General features: G+C 68.8%; 17 protein-coding genes and 1 tRNA gene. 7 read left to right on the forward strand and 11 right to left on the reverse strand.

The features are described from left to right. Positions 1–8: 8 nt before the first annotated feature. Entirely contained in the window at positions 9–527 is a 519-nt protein-coding gene (locus DAT35_RS36985) for a periplasmic heavy metal sensor (protein WP_108073984.1), read from the reverse strand. Between the two features lie 231 nt (positions 528–758). On the opposite strand from DAT35_RS36985, the gene DAT35_RS36990 reads away from it, so the two are divergent. Together DAT35_RS36990 and DAT35_RS36995 are read left to right on the forward strand one after the other, a co-directional pair. Continuing rightward, positions 759–965, forward strand: coding sequence for a cold-shock protein (locus tag DAT35_RS36990; RefSeq protein WP_108073985.1), 207 nt, complete (start codon positions 759–761; stop codon positions 963–965). A 155-nt stretch (positions 966–1,120) separates the two neighbouring features. Then, positions 1,121–1,483, forward strand: a complete 363-nt coding sequence (locus DAT35_RS36995) for a cupin domain-containing protein (protein ID WP_108073986.1) — start codon at positions 1,121–1,123, stop codon at positions 1,481–1,483. Between the two features lie 57 nt (positions 1,484–1,540). On the opposite strand, the gene DAT35_RS37000 is transcribed toward DAT35_RS36995, so the two are convergent. Further along, positions 1,541–2,329, reverse strand: a complete 789-nt coding sequence (locus DAT35_RS37000) for a hypothetical protein (protein WP_108073987.1) — start codon at positions 2,327–2,329, stop codon at positions 1,541–1,543. 145 nt (positions 2,330–2,474) lie between these two features. Here DAT35_RS37000 and DAT35_RS37005 point away from each other — a divergent pair, with 145 nt between their 5' ends. Next, complete coding sequence (locus DAT35_RS37005; RefSeq protein ID WP_233261965.1) at positions 2,475–2,633, forward strand: helix-turn-helix domain-containing protein; 159 nt, start codon at positions 2,475–2,477, stop codon at positions 2,631–2,633. Here DAT35_RS37005 and DAT35_RS37010 read toward each other — a convergent pair. The 7 genes from DAT35_RS37010 to rpsU all read right to left on the reverse strand — a co-directional run bounded on the left by DAT35_RS37010 (position 2,598) and on the right by rpsU (position 9,762). Further along, positions 2,598–3,542, reverse strand: a complete 945-nt coding sequence (locus tag DAT35_RS37010; RefSeq protein ID WP_108073988.1) for an HIRAN domain-containing protein — start codon at positions 3,540–3,542, stop codon at positions 2,598–2,600. The genes DAT35_RS37005 and DAT35_RS37010 overlap by 36 nt on opposite strands. Before the next feature lie 429 nt (positions 3,543–3,971). Next, positions 3,972–4,044: transfer RNA gene (locus tag DAT35_RS37015), tRNA-Ile, on the reverse strand. Between the two features lie 93 nt (positions 4,045–4,137). Next, entirely contained in the window at positions 4,138–4,470 is a 333-nt protein-coding gene (locus DAT35_RS37020; RefSeq protein WP_108073989.1) for an MGMT family protein, read from the reverse strand. A gap of 152 nt (positions 4,471–4,622) precedes the next feature. Next, the gene (rpoD, locus tag DAT35_RS37025) at positions 4,623–6,782 is read right to left on the reverse strand and encodes an RNA polymerase sigma factor RpoD (RefSeq protein WP_108073990.1); all 2,160 of its coding nucleotides are present in this window, start codon (positions 6,780–6,782) and stop codon (positions 4,623–4,625) included. Between the two features lie 89 nt (positions 6,783–6,871). Then, positions 6,872–8,776: a DNA primase gene (gene dnaG / locus DAT35_RS37030; RefSeq protein WP_108073991.1), complete on the reverse strand. Its 1,905-nt coding sequence runs from the start codon at positions 8,774–8,776 to the stop codon at positions 6,872–6,874. Positions 8,777–9,016: 240 nt separating this feature from the next. Further along, on the reverse strand, positions 9,017–9,478 hold the full coding sequence (locus DAT35_RS37035) for a GatB/YqeY domain-containing protein (RefSeq protein WP_108073992.1): 462 nt from the start codon (positions 9,476–9,478) through the stop codon (positions 9,017–9,019). Positions 9,479–9,567: 89 nt separating this feature from the next. Then, the gene (rpsU, locus tag DAT35_RS37040) at positions 9,568–9,762 is read right to left on the reverse strand and encodes a 30S ribosomal protein S21 (protein ID WP_002621505.1); all 195 of its coding nucleotides are present in this window, start codon (positions 9,760–9,762) and stop codon (positions 9,568–9,570) included. Positions 9,763–9,958: 196 nt separating this feature from the next. Here rpsU and DAT35_RS37045 point away from each other — a divergent pair, with 196 nt between their 5' ends. Both DAT35_RS37045 and DAT35_RS37050 read left to right on the forward strand, forming a co-directional pair. Beyond that, a complete protein-coding gene (locus tag DAT35_RS37045; RefSeq protein ID WP_108073993.1) occupies positions 9,959–11,482 on the forward strand; it encodes a HEAT repeat domain-containing protein in 1,524 nt (507 codons plus the stop codon). A 68-nt stretch (positions 11,483–11,550) separates the two neighbouring features. Next, complete coding sequence (locus DAT35_RS37050) at positions 11,551–12,465, forward strand: diguanylate cyclase (RefSeq protein WP_146210052.1); 915 nt, start codon at positions 11,551–11,553, stop codon at positions 12,463–12,465. Between the two features lie 11 nt (positions 12,466–12,476). Here DAT35_RS37050 and DAT35_RS37055 read toward each other — a convergent pair whose 3' ends face one another. Both DAT35_RS37055 and DAT35_RS37060 read right to left on the reverse strand, forming a co-directional pair. After that, the gene (locus tag DAT35_RS37055; RefSeq protein WP_108073995.1) at positions 12,477–13,391 is read right to left on the reverse strand and encodes a GGDEF domain-containing protein; all 915 of its coding nucleotides are present in this window, start codon (positions 13,389–13,391) and stop codon (positions 12,477–12,479) included. Between the two features lie 76 nt (positions 13,392–13,467). Next, positions 13,468–14,511 carry an asparaginase gene (locus DAT35_RS37060; protein WP_108073996.1) on the reverse strand — a complete coding sequence of 348 codons (1,044 nt, stop codon included), beginning with the start codon at positions 14,509–14,511 and terminating at the stop codon, positions 13,468–13,470. A 53-nt stretch (positions 14,512–14,564) separates the two neighbouring features. On the opposite strand from DAT35_RS37060, the gene DAT35_RS37065 reads away from it, so the two are divergent. Next, the gene (locus tag DAT35_RS37065; RefSeq protein WP_108073997.1) at positions 14,565–15,560 is read left to right on the forward strand and encodes a thioredoxin domain-containing protein; all 996 of its coding nucleotides are present in this window, start codon (positions 14,565–14,567) and stop codon (positions 15,558–15,560) included. A gap of 7 nt (positions 15,561–15,567) precedes the next feature. After that, positions 15,568–16,983 carry a DUF4388 domain-containing protein gene (locus DAT35_RS37070; protein ID WP_199243107.1) on the forward strand — a complete coding sequence of 472 codons (1,416 nt, stop codon included), beginning with the start codon at positions 15,568–15,570 and terminating at the stop codon, positions 16,981–16,983. Position 16,984 lies beyond the last annotated feature (1 nt).

Genomic DNA, 16,984 nt, shown 5'->3' on the forward strand with positions numbered 1-16,984 from the left:
AGGGTGGCTCAGCAGGCCCGGGCGCCGCGCCAACCGCCGCCGCAGCGGCCCCCGTGGTGGCCGTAGCCGCGGTAGCCGTAGCCCTCCCGGAAGCCATGGCCCCAGCCGTGCTCGAGCAGGTCCGCCAGCTCGCGCCGCTGCTTGGGGTCCAACGCCTCGTGGATCTTCGACAGCGAGACGTGGAGCGTGCGGCGCAGATTGGCGATGAGCTCGTCGTGCCGGGCATCCAACTCGGTGAGGGAGGCCGGGTCGAACGCCTCGCCGCGCAGCGAGCGGGCGATGGAGGCGCGGGTGGCGCTCAGCTCGTCGCGCATCTTCTCGAAGGCCTCGGTGAGCTCATCCGCGGCCTGGATGATGACCTTCTCCTGGCCGGGCGAGGTGTCCAGACGCTCGAACAGCCAGCGCATCCGGCCGCGCGAGCTCCAGCGGCCGCCGGGGCCGCCGTGGCGGTGGTGGTGCCAGTGGCCGCGGCGCAGGTTGTAGATGAGGCCGGCGAGGCAGGCGGAACCAAAGACGAATCCAAACATGGTGCTGCTCCTTCCGTGAGCGGCCGGGCAGTCAGGAGCCCGGCATCCATCGGTTGGTGCAGAAGGTACGGGGGGGGTGTGAAGCGCGCGCCCAGTACATATGAAGAAGTGTGAAGGTCCCACCCGAGGAATGGGGGAGGTGCAGGGACCGTTACCTCTCCCAGGCACCCCGAGGTTCGGGGTGTCTGTCTGGTCGTCCGTAGCAGCAGAACGCAGAAAGCAGGGAAGTGCATGGCAACTGGTACCGTGAAGTGGTTCAACGACGCGAAGGGCTTTGGCTTCATCGCGCCGGATGCGGGTGGCGAGGATGTCTTCTGCCACCACTCCGCCATCAACATGGATGGCTTCCGCTCCCTGGCCGAGGGCCAGAAGGTGGAGTACGAGGTGACGCGTGGCCCCAAGGGCCTGCAGGCGCAGAACGTGCGCCCAGCCAGCTAGCCCCGGAGCCGCGGCCTCAGGGCCGTAGCGCTCTCGCGCCCGCTCTTCCCTTCGAGGGGGGAGCGGGCGTGTCATTGCGGGGCCTGTTGTTCCCGCCGCTCCTTACCTTGTCCGGCAAAGGACAACGCGACGCCAGCGTCCGCGGAGGAGACGAGATGGGCGACACCAGCGTGAAGAAGGTCGACTCCCACTTCTCGCCCAAGGGTGAGATGGGGCAGAAGTACCTGGCAGGAGGCATCCGGGTCTCCATGCGCTTGTGGGAGAACGAGCAGCCGGCCGAGCCGTTGCCCCCCACCGTGCGCGACTACGAGACGGTCGGCTACGTCATCAAGGGCCGCGCGGAGCTGCACCTGGAAGGACAGGTGCTGGTGCTCAACGCGGGGGACTCCTGGCTCGTGCCGAGGGGCGCCAGCCACACGTACAAGATTCTCGAGCCCTTCACCGCGGTGGAGGCCACCAGCCCGCCGGCGGCCGTGCACGGGCGGGACGAGAAGAACCGCGAGCAGGCGAAGGCCTGAAGCACAGGCGCGGGGGCATGGGTGCTCGGGGCCGACTCCCGAGCCCCTGCCCGGGCCTCACTTTACGCACACGCACTCGAAGTCCTGTTGCTTGATCCGGGCGCAGTCCTTCGGGACGAACCACTCGCGGGAGAAGCCCTTCCCGGAGGGGGTGAGCCGGAGGACGAAGTGGCGCATGCCGACCCAGAGCGTGCCATGGGAGTCCGCCGTCATGCTGTTGGGGTAGAGGATTGCGGTGGGCAGCGGCTGGAGGACGGACACCTGACGATCCCGGCCGATGCGCGTGAGCGAGTCGGCGGTCACCACGTAGAGCGCCTCCGGGGTGGACACGAACGCTTGGGGACCCGCATCCAGCATCTTCGTCTCGGAGACGGTCCACTGCCGTTGTGCGTCCTGCACGAGCCAGCGAGCGGCGCCCCGTCGCATGCCCAGGTGATTCAACCCATGGAGCGAGAGCACCTCACCGGGCCCGAGCTGCACCAGTCCGTTCACGTTCTCATTCGCGAGCTGCCGCCACGTCTTGCCGTCCGACGAGAACCAGAAGAGGCCACCACCCCACTCGCCCGCGTCGGATCCCACGAGGAATCCGTCCGGCACCGCAAGCACGTGCCTCGTCCCGCCGACGTGGAGCTCCTTGGGAAGCGCGAAGGGGAGCCGTGCACCCGTGTCGTGCTCCGGATCGGGCTCCGGCTCGACGCGGACCCCGTTCTTGTCCGAGGACACCCGCCACGCGAGTCTCGAGTGGTTGGCACAGCCCACCTGCTCCTCAGACGGTTCGGGAACGAGGATCCACCCATCGGGGACGGTCGCGGCGAGGACGGAGCTCAATGCGAGGGCGAGCCACATGGGGCGACGCTACCACGCGTGTCACCGTAGCCATGAGAGTGCGGGGGATGGGGAGTGGGCCCTCCTGGATTCGACCCGGGGACCAATTTCGACTGGCGATGATGCGCCGGTGGTGCGGAGCATGGTGCGGCCGGTGGGCCCGCCGATGCTCACGGTGCGCGAGGTGGCTGAAGAGCTGGCCGTCTGCCGGGCCAGGGTCTACGCGCTCCTCGAACGTGGGGAACTGGAACGGGTGTGGGTCGGGCGCTCCATCCGCACCCCGGCCGCTTCACTTGAGGCTCTCCTCGCCCGGGGGCGGCGCTGATGTTTGGCCAGTGGTTCCCTGTTCCCCCCCGGAACCATCCAAGTTGTTATTTTCCGAGGCGTGAGGTGCATCCAACTCGCGTAAGGCGGCCTCCAACCAAGCCACCTGCTGCTGTTGGAGTTCGTCCGGCACTGAATCCGCGCGTAGCGTTGCAAGAGCCTCTTCCAGTCGACGCCGCTTGGCTGTGGCCGTCTTCAGGGATGCTGCCTTCTCCAGTGCGGCAGTCACTTCGATAAGCGAGGCCTCGGCCAACAGTTCCTGCCGCGCCTCCTCTGTTGTGAGCTTATCGAGCACGGCTTTGAGCGCGGCTCTGCGTCCGGCGGGGCCCTTGGCCATCCACATCCGTTCCACTGCGCTGGAAACCAACTCCGCATCAGACGGTGGTGGCGGTGACGCGGCCGGCGCCTGTCCCGGACGGGCGAGTCTCAGCCGGACACCAAAGCTGCCCTTCCCCCGTGCGCCGCGATCCCAACCACCGACGATAACCGCCGAGCATGTTGCCACCTCACCACGCGCCTCCATCTCCTTCAACAAGGGCTGGAAGACCGGCGCGTCCTCGCGCGACAGGTAGCCCACCTGTCGGCCCTCAATGAGAACGACCACCGCATTCGTGTCGTACCGGTTATCCGGCTCACGCTTCAGCGTGGCCACCACGTCCACTCGCACACTCTCGTCAGAGCGCCCACCAGCGAGTCGCTCCAAGGCTGGCTGATAGTGCGACTCGCCCACCACATGGACGGTGCTACCCCTGGGGAGCAGGACGGTCCTCGTGATTGGTGAGAGGGAGGTTGCAGTTGGCTCCCTGTCCCCGGTTGCGGTCGGCGCCGTTTTCCCGGACGGCCGGCGCAGGGAGGACACCACCAGCACTGTTAGAAGCGCGAGAGTGGCAAGAACACACAGCCCAACCATTCAGTAAGCCCCTATTCTCGCCCCCTGCTTCCATGGTGCGAACACGTGCACACTGTAGCGGTTGGGCCCAATGAGGAGCCAGGCTGGGTTTGGGCTTGCCCCAGTTACGTGGCTCTCCCGCAGTTTGTGTGAATCCTGGGCCTATGCGGATGGCCGCACGAATGAGGCTCACCTGCTCGCCGCCGCTGAATCACACGAAGTGCGGGGGAGTCACAAAATCGGGGCAGGCTCACACCTCGGTGTTGACGACATGCGCGCGGGCCTGGAGCAGCTCAGTTTCCAACCGACCGAGGAGCTCCCTTGCCGAGGTGCTCCCGCTGACGGTGGGCGGCCCGCATGGTGCGCCGGTGGTGCGGAGTTCGGAGGGGGCGGGAATTCGCTCCCACGCCTCGGATAAGAATCCCGAGGCGTGGGGCGTGGGAAGGGAAGTGGGCCCTCCTGGATTCGAACCAGGGACCAATCGGTTATGAGCCGACAGCTCTAACCGCTGAGCTAAGGGCCCTCGAACCACGCACGCACGGCGCCGAGGCACTGTACTGACTGGGGAAGTATCGCGCACCCCGCGCTCGCGCAAGAGGGTGTTCCGCGAGGGTGCTCAGAGCCTCACGCGCCAGGAGGTACCATCGCCCTTCAAGGGGACTCCTTCGGCCTTCAGCCGCCGGGCCTGCTCCACCGCTATCCCCGGCGCGAGCGTCCCGTCCGAGCGGATGACACGCCACCAGGGCACGTTCTGCAGCGTCTTCAGCTCCCGCCCCACGCCACGTGCCGCGCCTGGCCGCCCCGCGTAGAGGGCCACCTGCGCGTACGAGCGCACCTCGCCCCGGGGGATGGCGCGCACCGCGCGGCGCACGGCCTCGGGGAAGGGGAGGGGTTTGTCCGGGCCCGGCTTCGTTGCCGCCTTGCGCGCTGTCTTCCGCTTCACCGGCATGGGAGCTCCACCTGGGAAATGAAAAAGCCCCCGGTCCACGAGGGGAGCGGGGGCTTCTTCTTACGTCACCTGCCCAGGCTCGGGGAGCGACGCATGGGGGCGGGTACCCGCTTCCCGACCCTCTTGGGGAGGGACGGGGAGGGCAGGGGCGCTCAGCTCTCCACGAAGGAGCGCAGGCGCTTGGAGCGGCTCGGGTGGCGCAGCTTGCGCAGCGCCTTGGCCTCGATCTGCCGGATGCGCTCGCGCGTCACCTCGAAGTCCTGGCCCACCTCTTCCAGGGTGTGGTCGCTCTTCTCGCCGATGCCGAAGCGCATGCGCAGCACCTTCTCCTCGCGCGGCGTGAGCGTGGCGAGCACCTTCCGGGTCTGCTCGGCCAGGTTCATGTTGATGACCGCGTCGGAAGGCGACACGAGGCTCTTGTCCTCGATGAAGTCGCCCAGGTGGCTGTCCTCTTCCTCGCCAATGGGCGTCTCCAGGGAGATGGGCTCCTTGGCGATCTTCAGCACCTTGCGCACCTTGTCGAGCGGCAGCTCCATCTTCTCCGCGATCTCCTCGGGCGTCGGCTCGCGGCCGATCTCCTGCACGAGGTAGCGGCTGGTGCGGATGAGCTTGTTGATCGTCTCGATCATGTGCACCGGGATGCGGATGGTGCGGGCCTGGTCCGCGATGGCGCGCGTAATCGCCTGGCGGATCCACCACGTGGCGTACGTCGAGAACTTGTAGCCGCGCTTGTACTCGAACTTGTCCACGGCCTTCATCAGGCCGATGTTGCCCTCCTGGATGAGGTCCAGGAACTGCAGGCCGCGGTTGGTGTACTTCTTGGCGATGGAGACCACGAGGCGCAGGTTGGCCTCGACCAGCTCCGTCTTGGCGCGCTCGGCGCGGCGCTCACCCAGGCGGATGGCCTCGTAGTTGCGGCGCAGCTCGTCCACCTCGAGGTTGGCCTCCTCCTCCACGCGCTTGATGTTGCGCGTGGCGGTGCGCACGTCGCGCTCCAGCACCTCGAGCTGCTCGGAGGTGATGTTGAGCTTGCGCTGCGCCTTCTTGAGGGCCTCGGGGTCCTCCTTGGCCTCGCGCAGCAGCTCGCGCAGCGAGTCCATGGGGACGCCGTAGCGGCGCTCGATCTCGCGCAGCTCCGCCTCCGCCTTCTCCACGCGCTCGATGAGCCCCTTGAGGTTGGCGACGATGCGGTCCACCTGCTTCTTGTTGAGCCGCATCTCCTCCAGGACCTCCATCATCTTGGTCCGGAGATCCTTCACCTCCTGCTTGAGCTCCTTCTTCTTCACCTCGGTGAGCTTCTTCTTGCCGCCGAGCTCCGAGTCGAAGACCTCGCAGTCCTTGGCGAACTTGCGGATGCGCTCGATCTGCTTGTTGATCTGCTCAATCTTGTTGAGCTCGCTCTGGGCGAGCTGCTGCGGCTGGGCCTCGCCCTCGGCGCCCTCTTCGGCGACCTCGACCTCGGCCTCCTCGCCCTCGCCCTGGGCCTCCTCGGGCGCGTCCTTGATGACGTCGCGCACGCGCAGCTTGCCCGTCTTGAGCTTGTTGCCGATGTCGAGGATTTCGACCATGGCCACGCGGCAGGCCAGCAGCGCGCGCAGCACTTCCTTCTCGCCTTCCTCGATGCGCTTGGCGATCTCCACCTCGCCCTCGCGGGTGAGGAGGCTCACGCTGCCCATCTTGCGCAGGTACAGGCGGACAGGGTCGTTGGACTTGCCACCCGGCTCGTCGTCCTCGTCCTTCTCGTCCTCGTCGGCCTCGGCGCGCTCTTCCTCCACCGCGACCGTGGGCTTGATCTCCGTGCTCTGGGCGGCCTTCTGCGCGTCGACGATCTCGATGTCGTTGTCGCCGAACATGCTCATCACGTCGTCGATCTGATCCGACGACACGATGTCCGCGGGCAGGGCGTCATTGACCTCGTCGTAGGTGAGGAAGCCCTTCTCGCGACCAGCGGCCAGGAGGTCCTTGACCTCCTTGCGGTCTGCGATGGGCTCCTCGTCCACCTCGTCCTCGACGGCGTCGGGATCGACCTCGACGGCGGCGGCCGCCTCTTCCGCGGCCTCCTCGGGATCGACGTCGCCGTCATTCACCTGCGTGACGGCCTTGCGCTTCTTGAGCGTCTCGGTGGCCTTCTCCGCGGCGGCGGCCTTCTCGCTCTTGTCCGCCTTCTTCGCGGGAGCGGCGGCGCTGGCCTCGGCGCTGTCCGTACCCTGGGCCGAGGCGTCCTCCGGAGACTTCTTCTTCTTCCGGATCTCCGGGGCCACCTTCTTCTTGGGCTTGACGGCCACCTTCGAGGAGGGCTTCTGCGTCGGCATTCGGGTACTTCTCCTTAGAAAAACAGGGGCTTGGCCTGGAGCGAGCCGGCCGATCTATCGCAAAGATGAGGATTCTTACAAACGCGAACTCAAACCGGTTGCATCGGTGCCTTTGTTCCCGGAGGAGGCGGGCGTATCTCCTCCTCCACGCGTTTCTTCAATGCGAGCAATTCGATCCGCTGTGCGAGCAGGCGCCGGGTGTCGTCCGAAAGGTCGATGGCCCCCGCCGTCTGACTGGTGGTCCGCTTGATGTAGTCTAGCTGCTGGTTGATGCGGCGCAGCATGATCGCGCGGCACAGTTGCAGGAAGTAGTGCTCGAGAGCGGAGCCTTGCTGGTCGGCAAGCTGGCGCCAGGCGGCCTCGATGGCGCGTTTGACGGTGTCGTGGGCCTCGAAGAGGGCGTCCTCGGCGCCATGGCCGGCGGTGGCGTGGGCCAGGGCCAGGCGCAGGCCGGGGTGGGACAGCTCGTCACAGACGCGGAAGGAGTCACGGGCCACCAGCCGGGGCTCGCGCAGGGCGGCGGCCACGTACAGGGCCTCCAGGGCGTCCGGAGGCTTCACCGGCGGGCCCTGGCGGGGCGCGGGGGCTCCCTGGGGGGCCGCTCCCCGGCCGGGCGGCTGACCGGGCCGGCCTTGAGGGGAGACCTGTCCCGGCTTGGGCACGGGATTGACGGGCGGGGGTGCCTTGCTGCGCAGCGAGGCCTCCAGCTCAGCCGCGGGCAGGCCGCACCAGGCGCTCAGGGCGGCGAAGAAGGCCGAGCGCACCAGTCCCACGGGGAGCTGCGCCGACACGGGCTTGAGCCGCTCCAGCGCGGCCATCTTCTCCTCGAAGCTGGCCTCCTTCCCCTGGGGGAGGATGGTGGAGAAGACGTGGTTGGTGAGGGGGCGGGCCTCGGTGAGCAGTTGCTCCAGGCCCGCGGCGCCGGCGCGGCGGATGAAGGTGTCCGGGTCGTCGCCCTGGGGCAGCAGGGCCACCTTGGCGGCCGCTCCCGCAGCGAGCAGGGGGCCGGCCAGGCGCTCCACGGCGGCGAGACCCGCCTGGTCTCCGTCCAGCAGGAGGAAGAGCTCGCGGGCCTCGGCGCGGCCGAGCACCTTGAGGTGGCCCGGGGTGAGGGCGGTGGAGCAGAGCGCCACCGCGTGCTTCACCCCCTCCTGGTGCAGCGCGATGCAGTCGAAGTAGCCCTCGACGAGGACGGCGGACTTGCGGCGGCGGATCTCATCGCGCGCCTGGTCCATGCCGAAGAGCGTCTCGCTCTTGTTGTAGAGCCGGGACTCGCGCGAGTTGAGGTACTTGGGGCCCTCTTCCGCGTCCACGAGCCGGGCGCCGAAGGCGATGGGGCGGCCCTCGGGGGCGCGGATGGGGATGATGAGGCGGCTGCGGAAGAAGTCGAAGTAGCCGTCACCCTTCTGGCGCTTGGAGACGAGGCCCGCGTTGAGGCCCCACTCCACCATCCCCAGTTTGGTGAGCCGGTCCGCCAGCGAGGTCCACGCGGCGGGGGCCCAGCCCAGCCCGAAGGCCTTGGCGGTCTCCTCGGAGATGCCGCGGCTGGCGAGGTAGGCGCGGGCGCGGCGTCCCTCCTCCTCCCACAGCAGGGCGCGGAAGTGCTCGGCCGCCTGGTCGGTCACTTCCTTGAGCTGCTGCCGCTCCCGGGCGCCGGGGTCCTGCGCCGCCTCCAGGTCCACCCCCACCTCGCGGGCCAGGTCCCGGACCGCGTCGATGAACGTCTTGCCCAGGTAGCGCTGGACGAAGGACACGGCGTCGCCGCTGGCCCGGCATCCATGGCAGAAATAGAAGCGCTTCTCGGGGACGACGTAGAAGGAGGGGGTCTTCTCCTGGTGGAACGGGCAGCGGCCCTTGAACTCACGCCCGGCCTTCTTGAGCTCCACGTAGCGAGAGACGAGCCCCACCAGGTCCACCCGCTCGAGGACTTCCTGGATTTTGTGCTCGGGGATCACGACCGCCACCCCCTCGGACCGGAATGGGCAGACCCCCATGGTCCGCGCTCCGACACCGGCGGACGAGTATGGGTCGCGCCCCTGACACGTGAGGCGCTCCCGGGTGGGGGAGGGCCGATGTAGGTCCGGCTCAGGTCGGAGATGTGCTGAAGGAGGGGCATTTCGGCGCTTCGCGGGCCGTCCAGAGCAGGGACGGGGAGACGGGCGGAAATACCCTTAATGGCCGATCAGCGGCCGGGCAAGTTCAAGACCCGCCCGGCGCCGTTCGAGGCCTGGACTTCAGGACAGCTTGGAGAGCTGGTTCTTCACTTCCTCGGAAATGGCGCGGCCCTCGGCACGGCCCTGCAGCTTGGGCGTGAGGACCTTCATCACCGCGCCCATGTCCTTGGCGCTCTTGGCACCGGCCTGGGTGATGGCGGCCTGGACCTCGGCGCGCAGCTCGTCCGGGGTGAGCTGCTTGGGCAGGTAGTTCTGGAGGACGGAGATTTCCGCCTCTTCCTTCTCGGCCAGCTCGGGGCGGCCGCCGGTCTTGAACTGCTCGACCGAGTCGCGGCGCTGCTTGATGAGGGTGCCGATGACCTGAAGGATGCCGGCCTCGTCCAGAGGGCCGGTGGCGCCAGGCTCCACTTCCTTGTACTTGATGGCGCTCTTGAGCATCCGCAGGACGCTGGTGTTCAGCTCGTTCTTCGACCGCATCGCGTCCTTGAGGTCGGCGTCGATGCGCTCTCTCACGGTGGCCATACAGGGCTCCAGGAATGTGTGGGAAGGGTGCTACACGGACGGGAGCCAGGGCGCCAGACTGACGCGACCCCAGCTCCCGACGGGGCGTCTTAGTACGTCTTACGCGCCTTCTTCACCGCGCGCTTCTTGGCCGCGAGAGCCTTCTTCTTCCTCTTCACGGAAGGCTTCTCGTAGTGCTCGCGTTTGCGGATCTCGGAGAGGATACCAGCCTTCTCGGTGGCCTTCTTGAAGCGCTTCAGGGCGCTCTCGATGGACTCGCCGTCCTTGACTCGAATGCCGGGCATGCCTGTCACCTCCTTCCGCGTGCGCTAGAAATGTAGGGGGCGCCGATATGACGCAGCGGGCGTGAAAACGCAAGGACACCCTCAGAAAAGGATGCGATGGGTGGGGTAAAATGGATCCTCCGTGAGCCCCGCACTCCTCCTCGTCCTGCTGTTATCGGCCGGTCAGCAAAGCGGCCAGGGAGCCACTGGTTGCTGGATGTCCTGCCAGAGACATGTGCAGGACCTGGCCCTTCGAGCCCGGGTGTGCCAGCTGTGCGTCACCACCGGCCGCCCCGATGCCTGGGTGCTGGAGCTCGGGAAGGGAACTCCCGGCCTCCCGGCCCAGATGGCGCTCCGCTCGGCGCTGACGGATCCGGACTGGCGGGTGCGGTGGGGGGCGCTGCGGGCCCAGGCGAAGGTCCGGGGGCTCATCGAGCCGCGCGTCCTGGCCGACTGGGTGGCCGAGGCCCCGGCCCGGGACGAGGGGCTCGTCTGCCTCACCGCCGCACGGGCCGCCGCCGAGGCCGGCCGCTCCACCGCCTCGTTCCTGAAGGACGCGGGGGCGAAGGGCGGAACCGCCGCGGCCCGCGTCTGGGCCCGCCGGGACGCCATCCGGGAGGCCCTGGAGTTGGAGGTGTACGCGGAGGAGGCCACGCTCCGGGGCGAGGCGCTCGTCCACCTCGCCACCTTTCTCGGCAGGTCCCCGGCCCGGGTGCTGCTGGAGGCCATGTCCAGGCGTCCCGAGTCCGGTGACGAGGCCGCCGCTTCCGCGCTCCTCCGGGTCGCCGAGAAGCAGGGCTCCTCGGTGGGACGCATGCTGGTGCTGGAGGCGAAGCCGCCGGATCAGCTCCTCATCAACCGCCTCTTCGCCGTCTACTCCCGGGACCTGGAGAAGCTGCAGAAGGGGCTCACCTCGCTCGACTCCGCGGAGCGGCGCGCCACCGTGCAGTCGTTGAGGAGCTACGGCCCGCTGGCGCAGCGTGAGCTGGAGCGGGCCCTGGGGGACACGGAGGCCGTGGTGCGCCAGGTGGCGGCCCGTGGGCTCGCCGAGTCCGAGGGGCTGACCCTGATGGAGGCCGCGAGCCGCCGGGTCCGCATGGATGAGGCTTCCCTGGCTTCCCGGCGCGTGTGGTTGGAGGTGGCCGCGGCCGACAAGGCCTGTGAGCCGTTCCTCCTGGAGGTAGCGAACGACCCCCGGCTTCCCGCGGACGTGCGAGGCGAGGCGGTGGCCGGGTTGTCCGAGTGCGATGGCGCCGGCAAGCGCCGTTTCCAGGTGCTGTCCCCCTTCCTGAAGGACTCGCAGGCGCTGGTGCGGGCCGGGGCGGTGCGGGCACTCGCGCTGCCGCGCTCGCCAGAGGGAGATGCCGCCGTCACCGCCGCGCTCGGCGACTCCGCGCCGGAGGTGGTGGCCGCTGCCCTCGGGGTGGTGGGCCAGCAGCGCCAGACGGTGCAGGGGGAGACCGCGGTGGCCCTGCTCGGCTCTCCACACCCCGCGGTGCGCGAGGCCGCCGCCCGCGCGCTGGAGCGGATCGGCCGTGCCCAGCACGTGAAACCCCTCGCCCAGACGCTGCAGGAGGACAGCGTGGCCTCGGTGCGGGTGGCCGCCGCGGAAGCGCTAGGCTCCCTCGGAGGCCCCTTCGCCGCCTCCGCGCTCAGTCAGGCCCTGGCCGGAGACCCGGACTCCCACGTCCAGCATGTGGCGCGGCGGGGTCTGGAGCGGCTCGGCTTCAGGCCTCCTTGAAGGCTCGCCGAGGGCCCTTGCAGGTGCTCCAGGTGCGTCTGTATGGTCTGGTGTCTGGAGAGGTGTGCATGAAAGTGACGCGAGCCATCGTTGTCGAGCCGGGGGCTGCTGGGCGCCGCAAGCTGAAGGAGGGCCTGGAGAAGGCGGGACTCGAGGTGTCCGCCGTGGCGGAGTGGGAGGCGGAGCCGGGCCGGGCCCAAGTGGTGGTGCTGGGGCCGTCCGTGGAGCGGCCGGCACAGGTGGTGCGTGCGGTGCGCAGGGGGTTGCCGCAGGCGCTCGTCCTGGCCGCGCAGCACACGCCCGGCAAGGCGGGCTTCGCGGATGGCATCCTTCCGCTCCCCATCTCCGCCAGGGATTTGAAGGTGCGCCTGCCCGAGTTGGTGAAGCTGCGCTCGCTCCCGCGAGGCACGTCGGCGCGCAAGGGAAGGGCCGCGCCTGCTTCCGAGCCGGTGCGGGCCTCGGGAGACGGGCTGTTGGATCCGCTCACCCAGTTCTACGTCTTCGCGCACTTCAAGGACTTCGTCTTCGTCGAGGTGAAGCGCTCCCGGCGCTACGGCCTGCCCCTGGCACTCGCGCTGGTGGCGTTCGATCCGCTTCCGGTCCGGGTGGACCGCGAGCTGCGCGAGCAGCTCTATGGCGGACTGGCGCTCGCCATCCGGCGCTCGCTGCGCGATACGGACTTTCCGGTGCAGTACTCGGCGGAGCGCGTGCTGCTGTTGTTGCCCCATACGGACCTGGCTGGCGCCCACACCGTGGCGCGCCGCGTCTGCGAGCGCGTGGCCCGCTCCAGCCTCACCTTCGACGATCAGCTCCTCCGCCCCACCGTGTCCGTGGGATTGGCCGCGCTCGCTCCGGGGCGGGAGTCGTCCTTCGCGAACCTCGTGCGTCAGGCGCAGAGCTCCCTGGAAGAGGCCCAGGCGGCCGGCGGAAACCGCGTGGAGATGCTCGCGGAGACGCCGGGGCTCGAGATAGAGGGGACCTAGATTAAGGATCTCTACGGACCGCTAATGGCCTTGCCGTCCACGCGGTTGCGGCCGGCGCGCTTGGCTCGGTAGAGGTACTTGTCCGCCGCGGCGATCAGATCCTCCGCCTGCGCGAAGTCCGAGTCGTGCAGCGTGGCCACGCCCAGGCTGATGGTCACCTTGATGGGCGTGCCGCTGAAGATGAAGTCCGCGCGGTCCACTGCCGCGCGGCAGCGCTCGGCACACGACAGCGCCTGCTCCTCGGCCGACTCGCGCAGCATGAGGGCGAACTCCTCGCCTCCGTAGCGCGCGAAGAGATCCTCGGTGCGGATGGTGTCCGCCACCCGCTGCGCGATCCGGGTCAGCACGTAGTCGCCGGCCGGGTGCCCGTACACGTCGTTGATCTTCTTGAAGTAGTCCACGTCGAACATCACCAGGGACAGTGGCTCCCGGTGGCGCAGGCAGTACGCGAACTCCTTGCGCAGCGTCTCCATGAAGTACTTCTTGTTGTACAGCCGCGTCAGGCCGTCCCGCGTGGCCGACTCGTAGATGCTGCGCTGGTAGGCCTCCTCCAGCTGATCCTGGATGGAGAACTTCAGCACCGTGTTGGAGCCGATCTGGATCTTGTCCCCGTCCTCGAGCGGCGCCGAGTCCACCTTCACGCCGTTGCGGAACGTCCCGTTGGTGCTGCCCAGGTCCACCAGTTGGAAACGACCCTCGCCGAGCGACACCACCTTCGCGTGCTTGCGCGAGATGCCATCGTCCTCGACCTGGAATTGCGCCTCCACGCTGCGTCCGAGCACCGTCTCGGAGCGGTCCAGCTTGAACATCCGGCCGATGCCGGACGCGGACTTCGCGCTGATGACGATCAGGTACGCGCTCTGCTGGGGCGCGGCTGACCCCAGCAGGTCCGAAATCGAATGGACGGCGGTCTTCTCGTCGGACATCTTATCCCCCATCTTATGGGTCGACGAATGTTCGCAGCAAGCAGGCCTCGGGCCGGATGCCCATGAATGGTCGCTCTTAACGCGCGCGCCTCGACTTTTTGACCGCCGTCTCCTGAACAGCAGGCGTCCGCTCGGTCATCTCCCCGACAGTTGGCGTCTGGATGAAGCGGGCCAGCGCCTCCCTGTCCCGGTAGTAGGCGAGCCCCTGCATCAGCTTCACCAGTGCCGCCGAGGGCGTCATGTCGCCACCGCTCAGGGCCCCTTCCCGGAGCGCCGCCGCCCCGGATTCGTAGAGCGACAGGTCCACCCCGTTGCGGTGGGCCTGGCTCACCACGACCACCGGCACGCCGCGCTCGCGGGCCTCCCGGAAGAGCGGTAGCAGCGAGCGGCCGAGCGTGGCGTCGCTGGGGTAGTTCCCCGCGCCATAGGCCTCCAGCACCAGGCCGCGCACCTGCGGCAGCAGGGCCAGGGGCAGGGCGGGGTCCAGTCCCGGGAACACCTTGAGGAGGAAGACGCGGGGCTCCAGCTTCTCGCGCAGGCGGAAGGGGCCCTTCTGGCGCAGGCCCGGAGCGAAGGTGGCGTCCACTCCCAGGGTGCCCAGCAGGGGGCAGTTGGGGCTCTCGAAGGCGTCGTACTCGGACACCTTCACCTTGCGGCTGCGGTTGCCGCGGTAGAGGTGGGAGTCGAAGCAGATGCTCACCTCGGGAGGCCCCTGGAGGGCGGAGAGCACCGCGTCGATGAGGTTGAGCCGCGCATCCGAGCGGATCTCCCCCAGGGGCCGCTGCGAGCCCGTCATCACCACGGGCTTGGGCAGCCCGGGCAGCATGAAGGACAGGGCGCTCGCCGTGTAGGCGAGCGTGTCCGTCCCGTGGGTCACCACGGCTCCGTCGAAATCCGGCAGCCGGTGGTACAGGCGGCTGGCCAGCCGGCTCCACAGCTCGGGTTGCATCTCCGAGCTGTCCACGTTGCAGAAGAGCTCCAGCTCGATGTCGGCGAGCTGGAAGAGTTCAGGGCAGCGGGACTTGAGCGTCTTGAAGAAGGCCGCGGGGCGCAGCGCGGACGGCCGGCCCCCGGCCATCCCCAGCGTGCCGCCGGTGTGCAGCAGGAGGATTCTGGGCATAGGGAGGGGTCCCTCCCTGTCAGAGCCGGGGTTGCTTTACAAGCCCCGCGCGCATGGCTAAGACCGCCGCCGTGCTCCCCGACCGCCGCAACCGTGTCCTCCTGGCGCTCACCCTGGCGCTGACGGCCTCCGCCTGTTCCAAGAACTCCGAGGCGGCCGAGCCGGCTCCGCCCGCCGCGCCGAAGCCTTCCACCCCCGCTCCGGCTCCACAGCCGGCGGCCGCTCCGGCCTCCGGGGCCCAGGTCCTCTCTGGCATCCCGGGCATGGACTTCTCCGCGCTGCCGCCCGCCGCGCAGCGCGAGCTGTCCACCGTCTTCACCGACGAGTTCTGCTACTGCGGCTGCCCCCACACCCTGGGCCAGTGCCTCAAGGGCCACACCACCTGCTCGCATGCGAAGCGCATGGCCCGGCTCGCCGCCCGGCATGCCTCCGCCGGAGTGCCGGCCACGGACATCATCGTCGCCCTCTCCGAGTACTACTCCTCCTTCCGCGCGCACCGGCAGACGTTCGAGGTGGACCCGCGCATGTGCATGGGGGACGCCAAGGCCCCGGTGACGCTGGTGGAGTTCTTCGACTTCGAGTGCCCCTACTGCGGCAAGGCCCGCCCGCTCATCGAGGCCTTCGCCAAGAAGAACCCCAGCAAGCTGCGCTTCTGCGCCGTCCCCTTCCCGCTGCCCATGCACCCCAACGCCATTCCCGCCGGCCAGGCGGCCATGTGGGCTCGCGACCAGGGCAAGTACTGGGAGATGCACGACGCGCTCTTCGAGAACGCCCAGAGCCTGTCCCCCGCGAAGATCGTGGAGCTCGCCAACAAGCTCGGACTCAAGGGCGCGGAGCTGCAGAAGACGCTCCAGGCCGGCACCTACGCCCAGGAGGTGGAGAAGTACAAGTCCATGGGCAACGCGGCGAACATCCACGGCACGCCCAGCCTCTTCTTCAACGGCCGCTCCTACTCCGCCGAGATGGGCCTGACCGACGACGCGCTCAGCCACACCCTGGAAGACGAAATCGAGTGGCGCTCCAACGGCAACGCCTGGGCTGCCGACTGACGGTGTCATGAGCCAGCGCTTCCGCATCGACGGCGTCCAGCTCGTTCCCGACGAACGGCAGGGGGCCCCCCAGCAGCAGCAGCCCCCCGTGCTCGCGGGCCGCACGGGCTCGTACGTGCTGCAGCCCACCTCGCCGGATCTGCTCGTCTTCTCCCGCTCCCCGGCCGAGGGCGGCTCGCTCTCCGCCCCGCGCGTGGTGCTCTCCGGGGATGCGTCCGGCTTCCCGTTGTCGGACCTCATCGCCTTCCTCAGCCAGTCGCGCTGGAACGGCGTCGTCCGCGTGCAGGCGCCCGGTGGCGAGCGCTCGGTCCTCATGCGCGATGGCGAGGTGCGCGGGGCGACCTCGGACGTGGCGGCGGACCGGCTCGGAGAGGTGCTCGTGCGGTTGGGCTACCTGGACCGCCCCCAGCTGGAGACCGTGCTGCGCGAGCACCCGCCCTCCAAGATTGGCCGCGCCCTGGTGGAGCGGGGCCTGCTGCAGGCGCATGATCTCTTCCGGTGCGTCACCCACCAGGTGAGTGAGATCTTCCACGCCATCGTCCTGTGCCGGGAGGGCAGCTTCTTCCTCATCGACCAGCCGGTGGAGGACAAGCTCGGCCACAACATCCAGCTGTCGACGCAGAGCCTGCTGATGGACAGCATCCGGAAGATCGACGAGCTGGCGCACTTCCGCAAGCGCATCCCCCACAGCCGCCTCTACGTGCTGCGCAAGGGCCAGACGAACGCCAAGCTGGAGGCGGACGAGGACAAGGTGCTGGCCCTGGTGGATGGCCGGCGCACGCTGCTGGACCTGGGGCAGGCCTCCCGGCTGTCCGAGTTCGACGTCACCAAGGTCGTCTACGGCCTGCTGGAGGGCGGCTTCGTGCAGTTGTCCGACAAGCCCCTGGGAGGCACGGCGCAGTCCCTGTCCGGCATCCCCGCGGTGCGTCCCAAGACGTTCATGGGGATTCCCGTGGTGCGCCCGTCCTCCACGGGCATCCCGACGGTGCGCCACTCGCAGTCGGGGCTGCGCGCCATCACCCAGCCGCCGATTCCGCCCCCGGTGGTGGACGTGCGCGAGGTGGTGCGCGTCTTCAACCGCATCTTCCGGGAGATCGCCTCCGAGGTGTCCAAGCAGGGCCTGGCGCGCGAGTTCATCGCCTCGGCCAACGCCGCGCTGTCGGGACAGGCGCTGTCCTCGTCGCCGGTGCTGGCGGGGCTGGCCTTCGCGCCGGATGGAAGCCTGCCGGACATGCGGCTGGTGGAGGCCTACGAGCAGCACCGGGTCGCGCTGGGTCCGGAGCCGCTGGTCTCCTTCCGGCAGGCGCTCAGCGACGTGATGTTCTTCCTCCTCTTCCAGGCGGGAGAGCTGCTCGAGTCGCGTGCGGACGAGGACCTCGCCAGGCGCGTAAAGGACATGCTCGCCACGCTCGGCGGGTCCTGAC

Source organism: Vitiosangium sp. GDMCC 1.1324 (genome assembly GCF_003044305.1).
Lineage (GTDB): Bacteria > Myxococcota > Myxococcia > Myxococcales > Myxococcaceae > Archangium.

Bases quoted from the DNA above. Each gene is read 5' to 3' on its own strand.
- DAT35_RS36985 (WP_108073984.1), bottom strand. From the start codon at position 527: ATGTTTGGATTCGTCTTTGGTTCCGCCTGCCTCGCCGGCCTCATCTAC.
- DAT35_RS36990 (WP_108073985.1), top strand. From the start codon at position 759: ATGGCAACTGGTACCGTGAAGTGGTTCAACGACGCGAAGGGCTTTGGC.
- DAT35_RS36995 (WP_108073986.1), top strand. From the start codon at position 1,121: ATGGGCGACACCAGCGTGAAGAAGGTCGACTCCCACTTCTCGCCCAAG.
- DAT35_RS37000 (WP_108073987.1), bottom strand. From the start codon at position 2,329: ATGTGGCTCGCCCTCGCATTGAGCTCCGTCCTCGCCGCGACCGTCCCC.
- DAT35_RS37005 (WP_233261965.1), top strand. From the start codon at position 2,475: ATGCTCACGGTGCGCGAGGTGGCTGAAGAGCTGGCCGTCTGCCGGGCC.
- DAT35_RS37010 (WP_108073988.1), bottom strand. From the start codon at position 3,542: ATGGTTGGGCTGTGTGTTCTTGCCACTCTCGCGCTTCTAACAGTGCTG.
- DAT35_RS37020 (WP_108073989.1), bottom strand. From the start codon at position 4,470: ATGCCGGTGAAGCGGAAGACAGCGCGCAAGGCGGCAACGAAGCCGGGC.
- rpoD (WP_108073990.1), bottom strand. From the start codon at position 6,782: ATGCCGACGCAGAAGCCCTCCTCGAAGGTGGCCGTCAAGCCCAAGAAG.
- dnaG (WP_108073991.1), bottom strand. From the start codon at position 8,776: ATGGGGGTCTGCCCATTCCGGTCCGAGGGGGTGGCGGTCGTGATCCCC.
- DAT35_RS37035 (WP_108073992.1), bottom strand. From the start codon at position 9,478: ATGGCCACCGTGAGAGAGCGCATCGACGCCGACCTCAAGGACGCGATG.
- rpsU (WP_002621505.1), bottom strand. From the start codon at position 9,762: ATGCCCGGCATTCGAGTCAAGGACGGCGAGTCCATCGAGAGCGCCCTG.
- DAT35_RS37045 (WP_108073993.1), top strand. From the start codon at position 9,959: ATGTCCTGCCAGAGACATGTGCAGGACCTGGCCCTTCGAGCCCGGGTG.
- DAT35_RS37050 (WP_146210052.1), top strand. From the start codon at position 11,551: ATGAAAGTGACGCGAGCCATCGTTGTCGAGCCGGGGGCTGCTGGGCGC.
- DAT35_RS37055 (WP_108073995.1), bottom strand. From the start codon at position 13,391: ATGTCCGACGAGAAGACCGCCGTCCATTCGATTTCGGACCTGCTGGGG.
- DAT35_RS37060 (WP_108073996.1), bottom strand. From the start codon at position 14,511: ATGCCCAGAATCCTCCTGCTGCACACCGGCGGCACGCTGGGGATGGCC.
- DAT35_RS37065 (WP_108073997.1), top strand. From the start codon at position 14,565: ATGGCTAAGACCGCCGCCGTGCTCCCCGACCGCCGCAACCGTGTCCTC.
- DAT35_RS37070 (WP_199243107.1), top strand. From the start codon at position 15,568: ATGAGCCAGCGCTTCCGCATCGACGGCGTCCAGCTCGTTCCCGACGAA.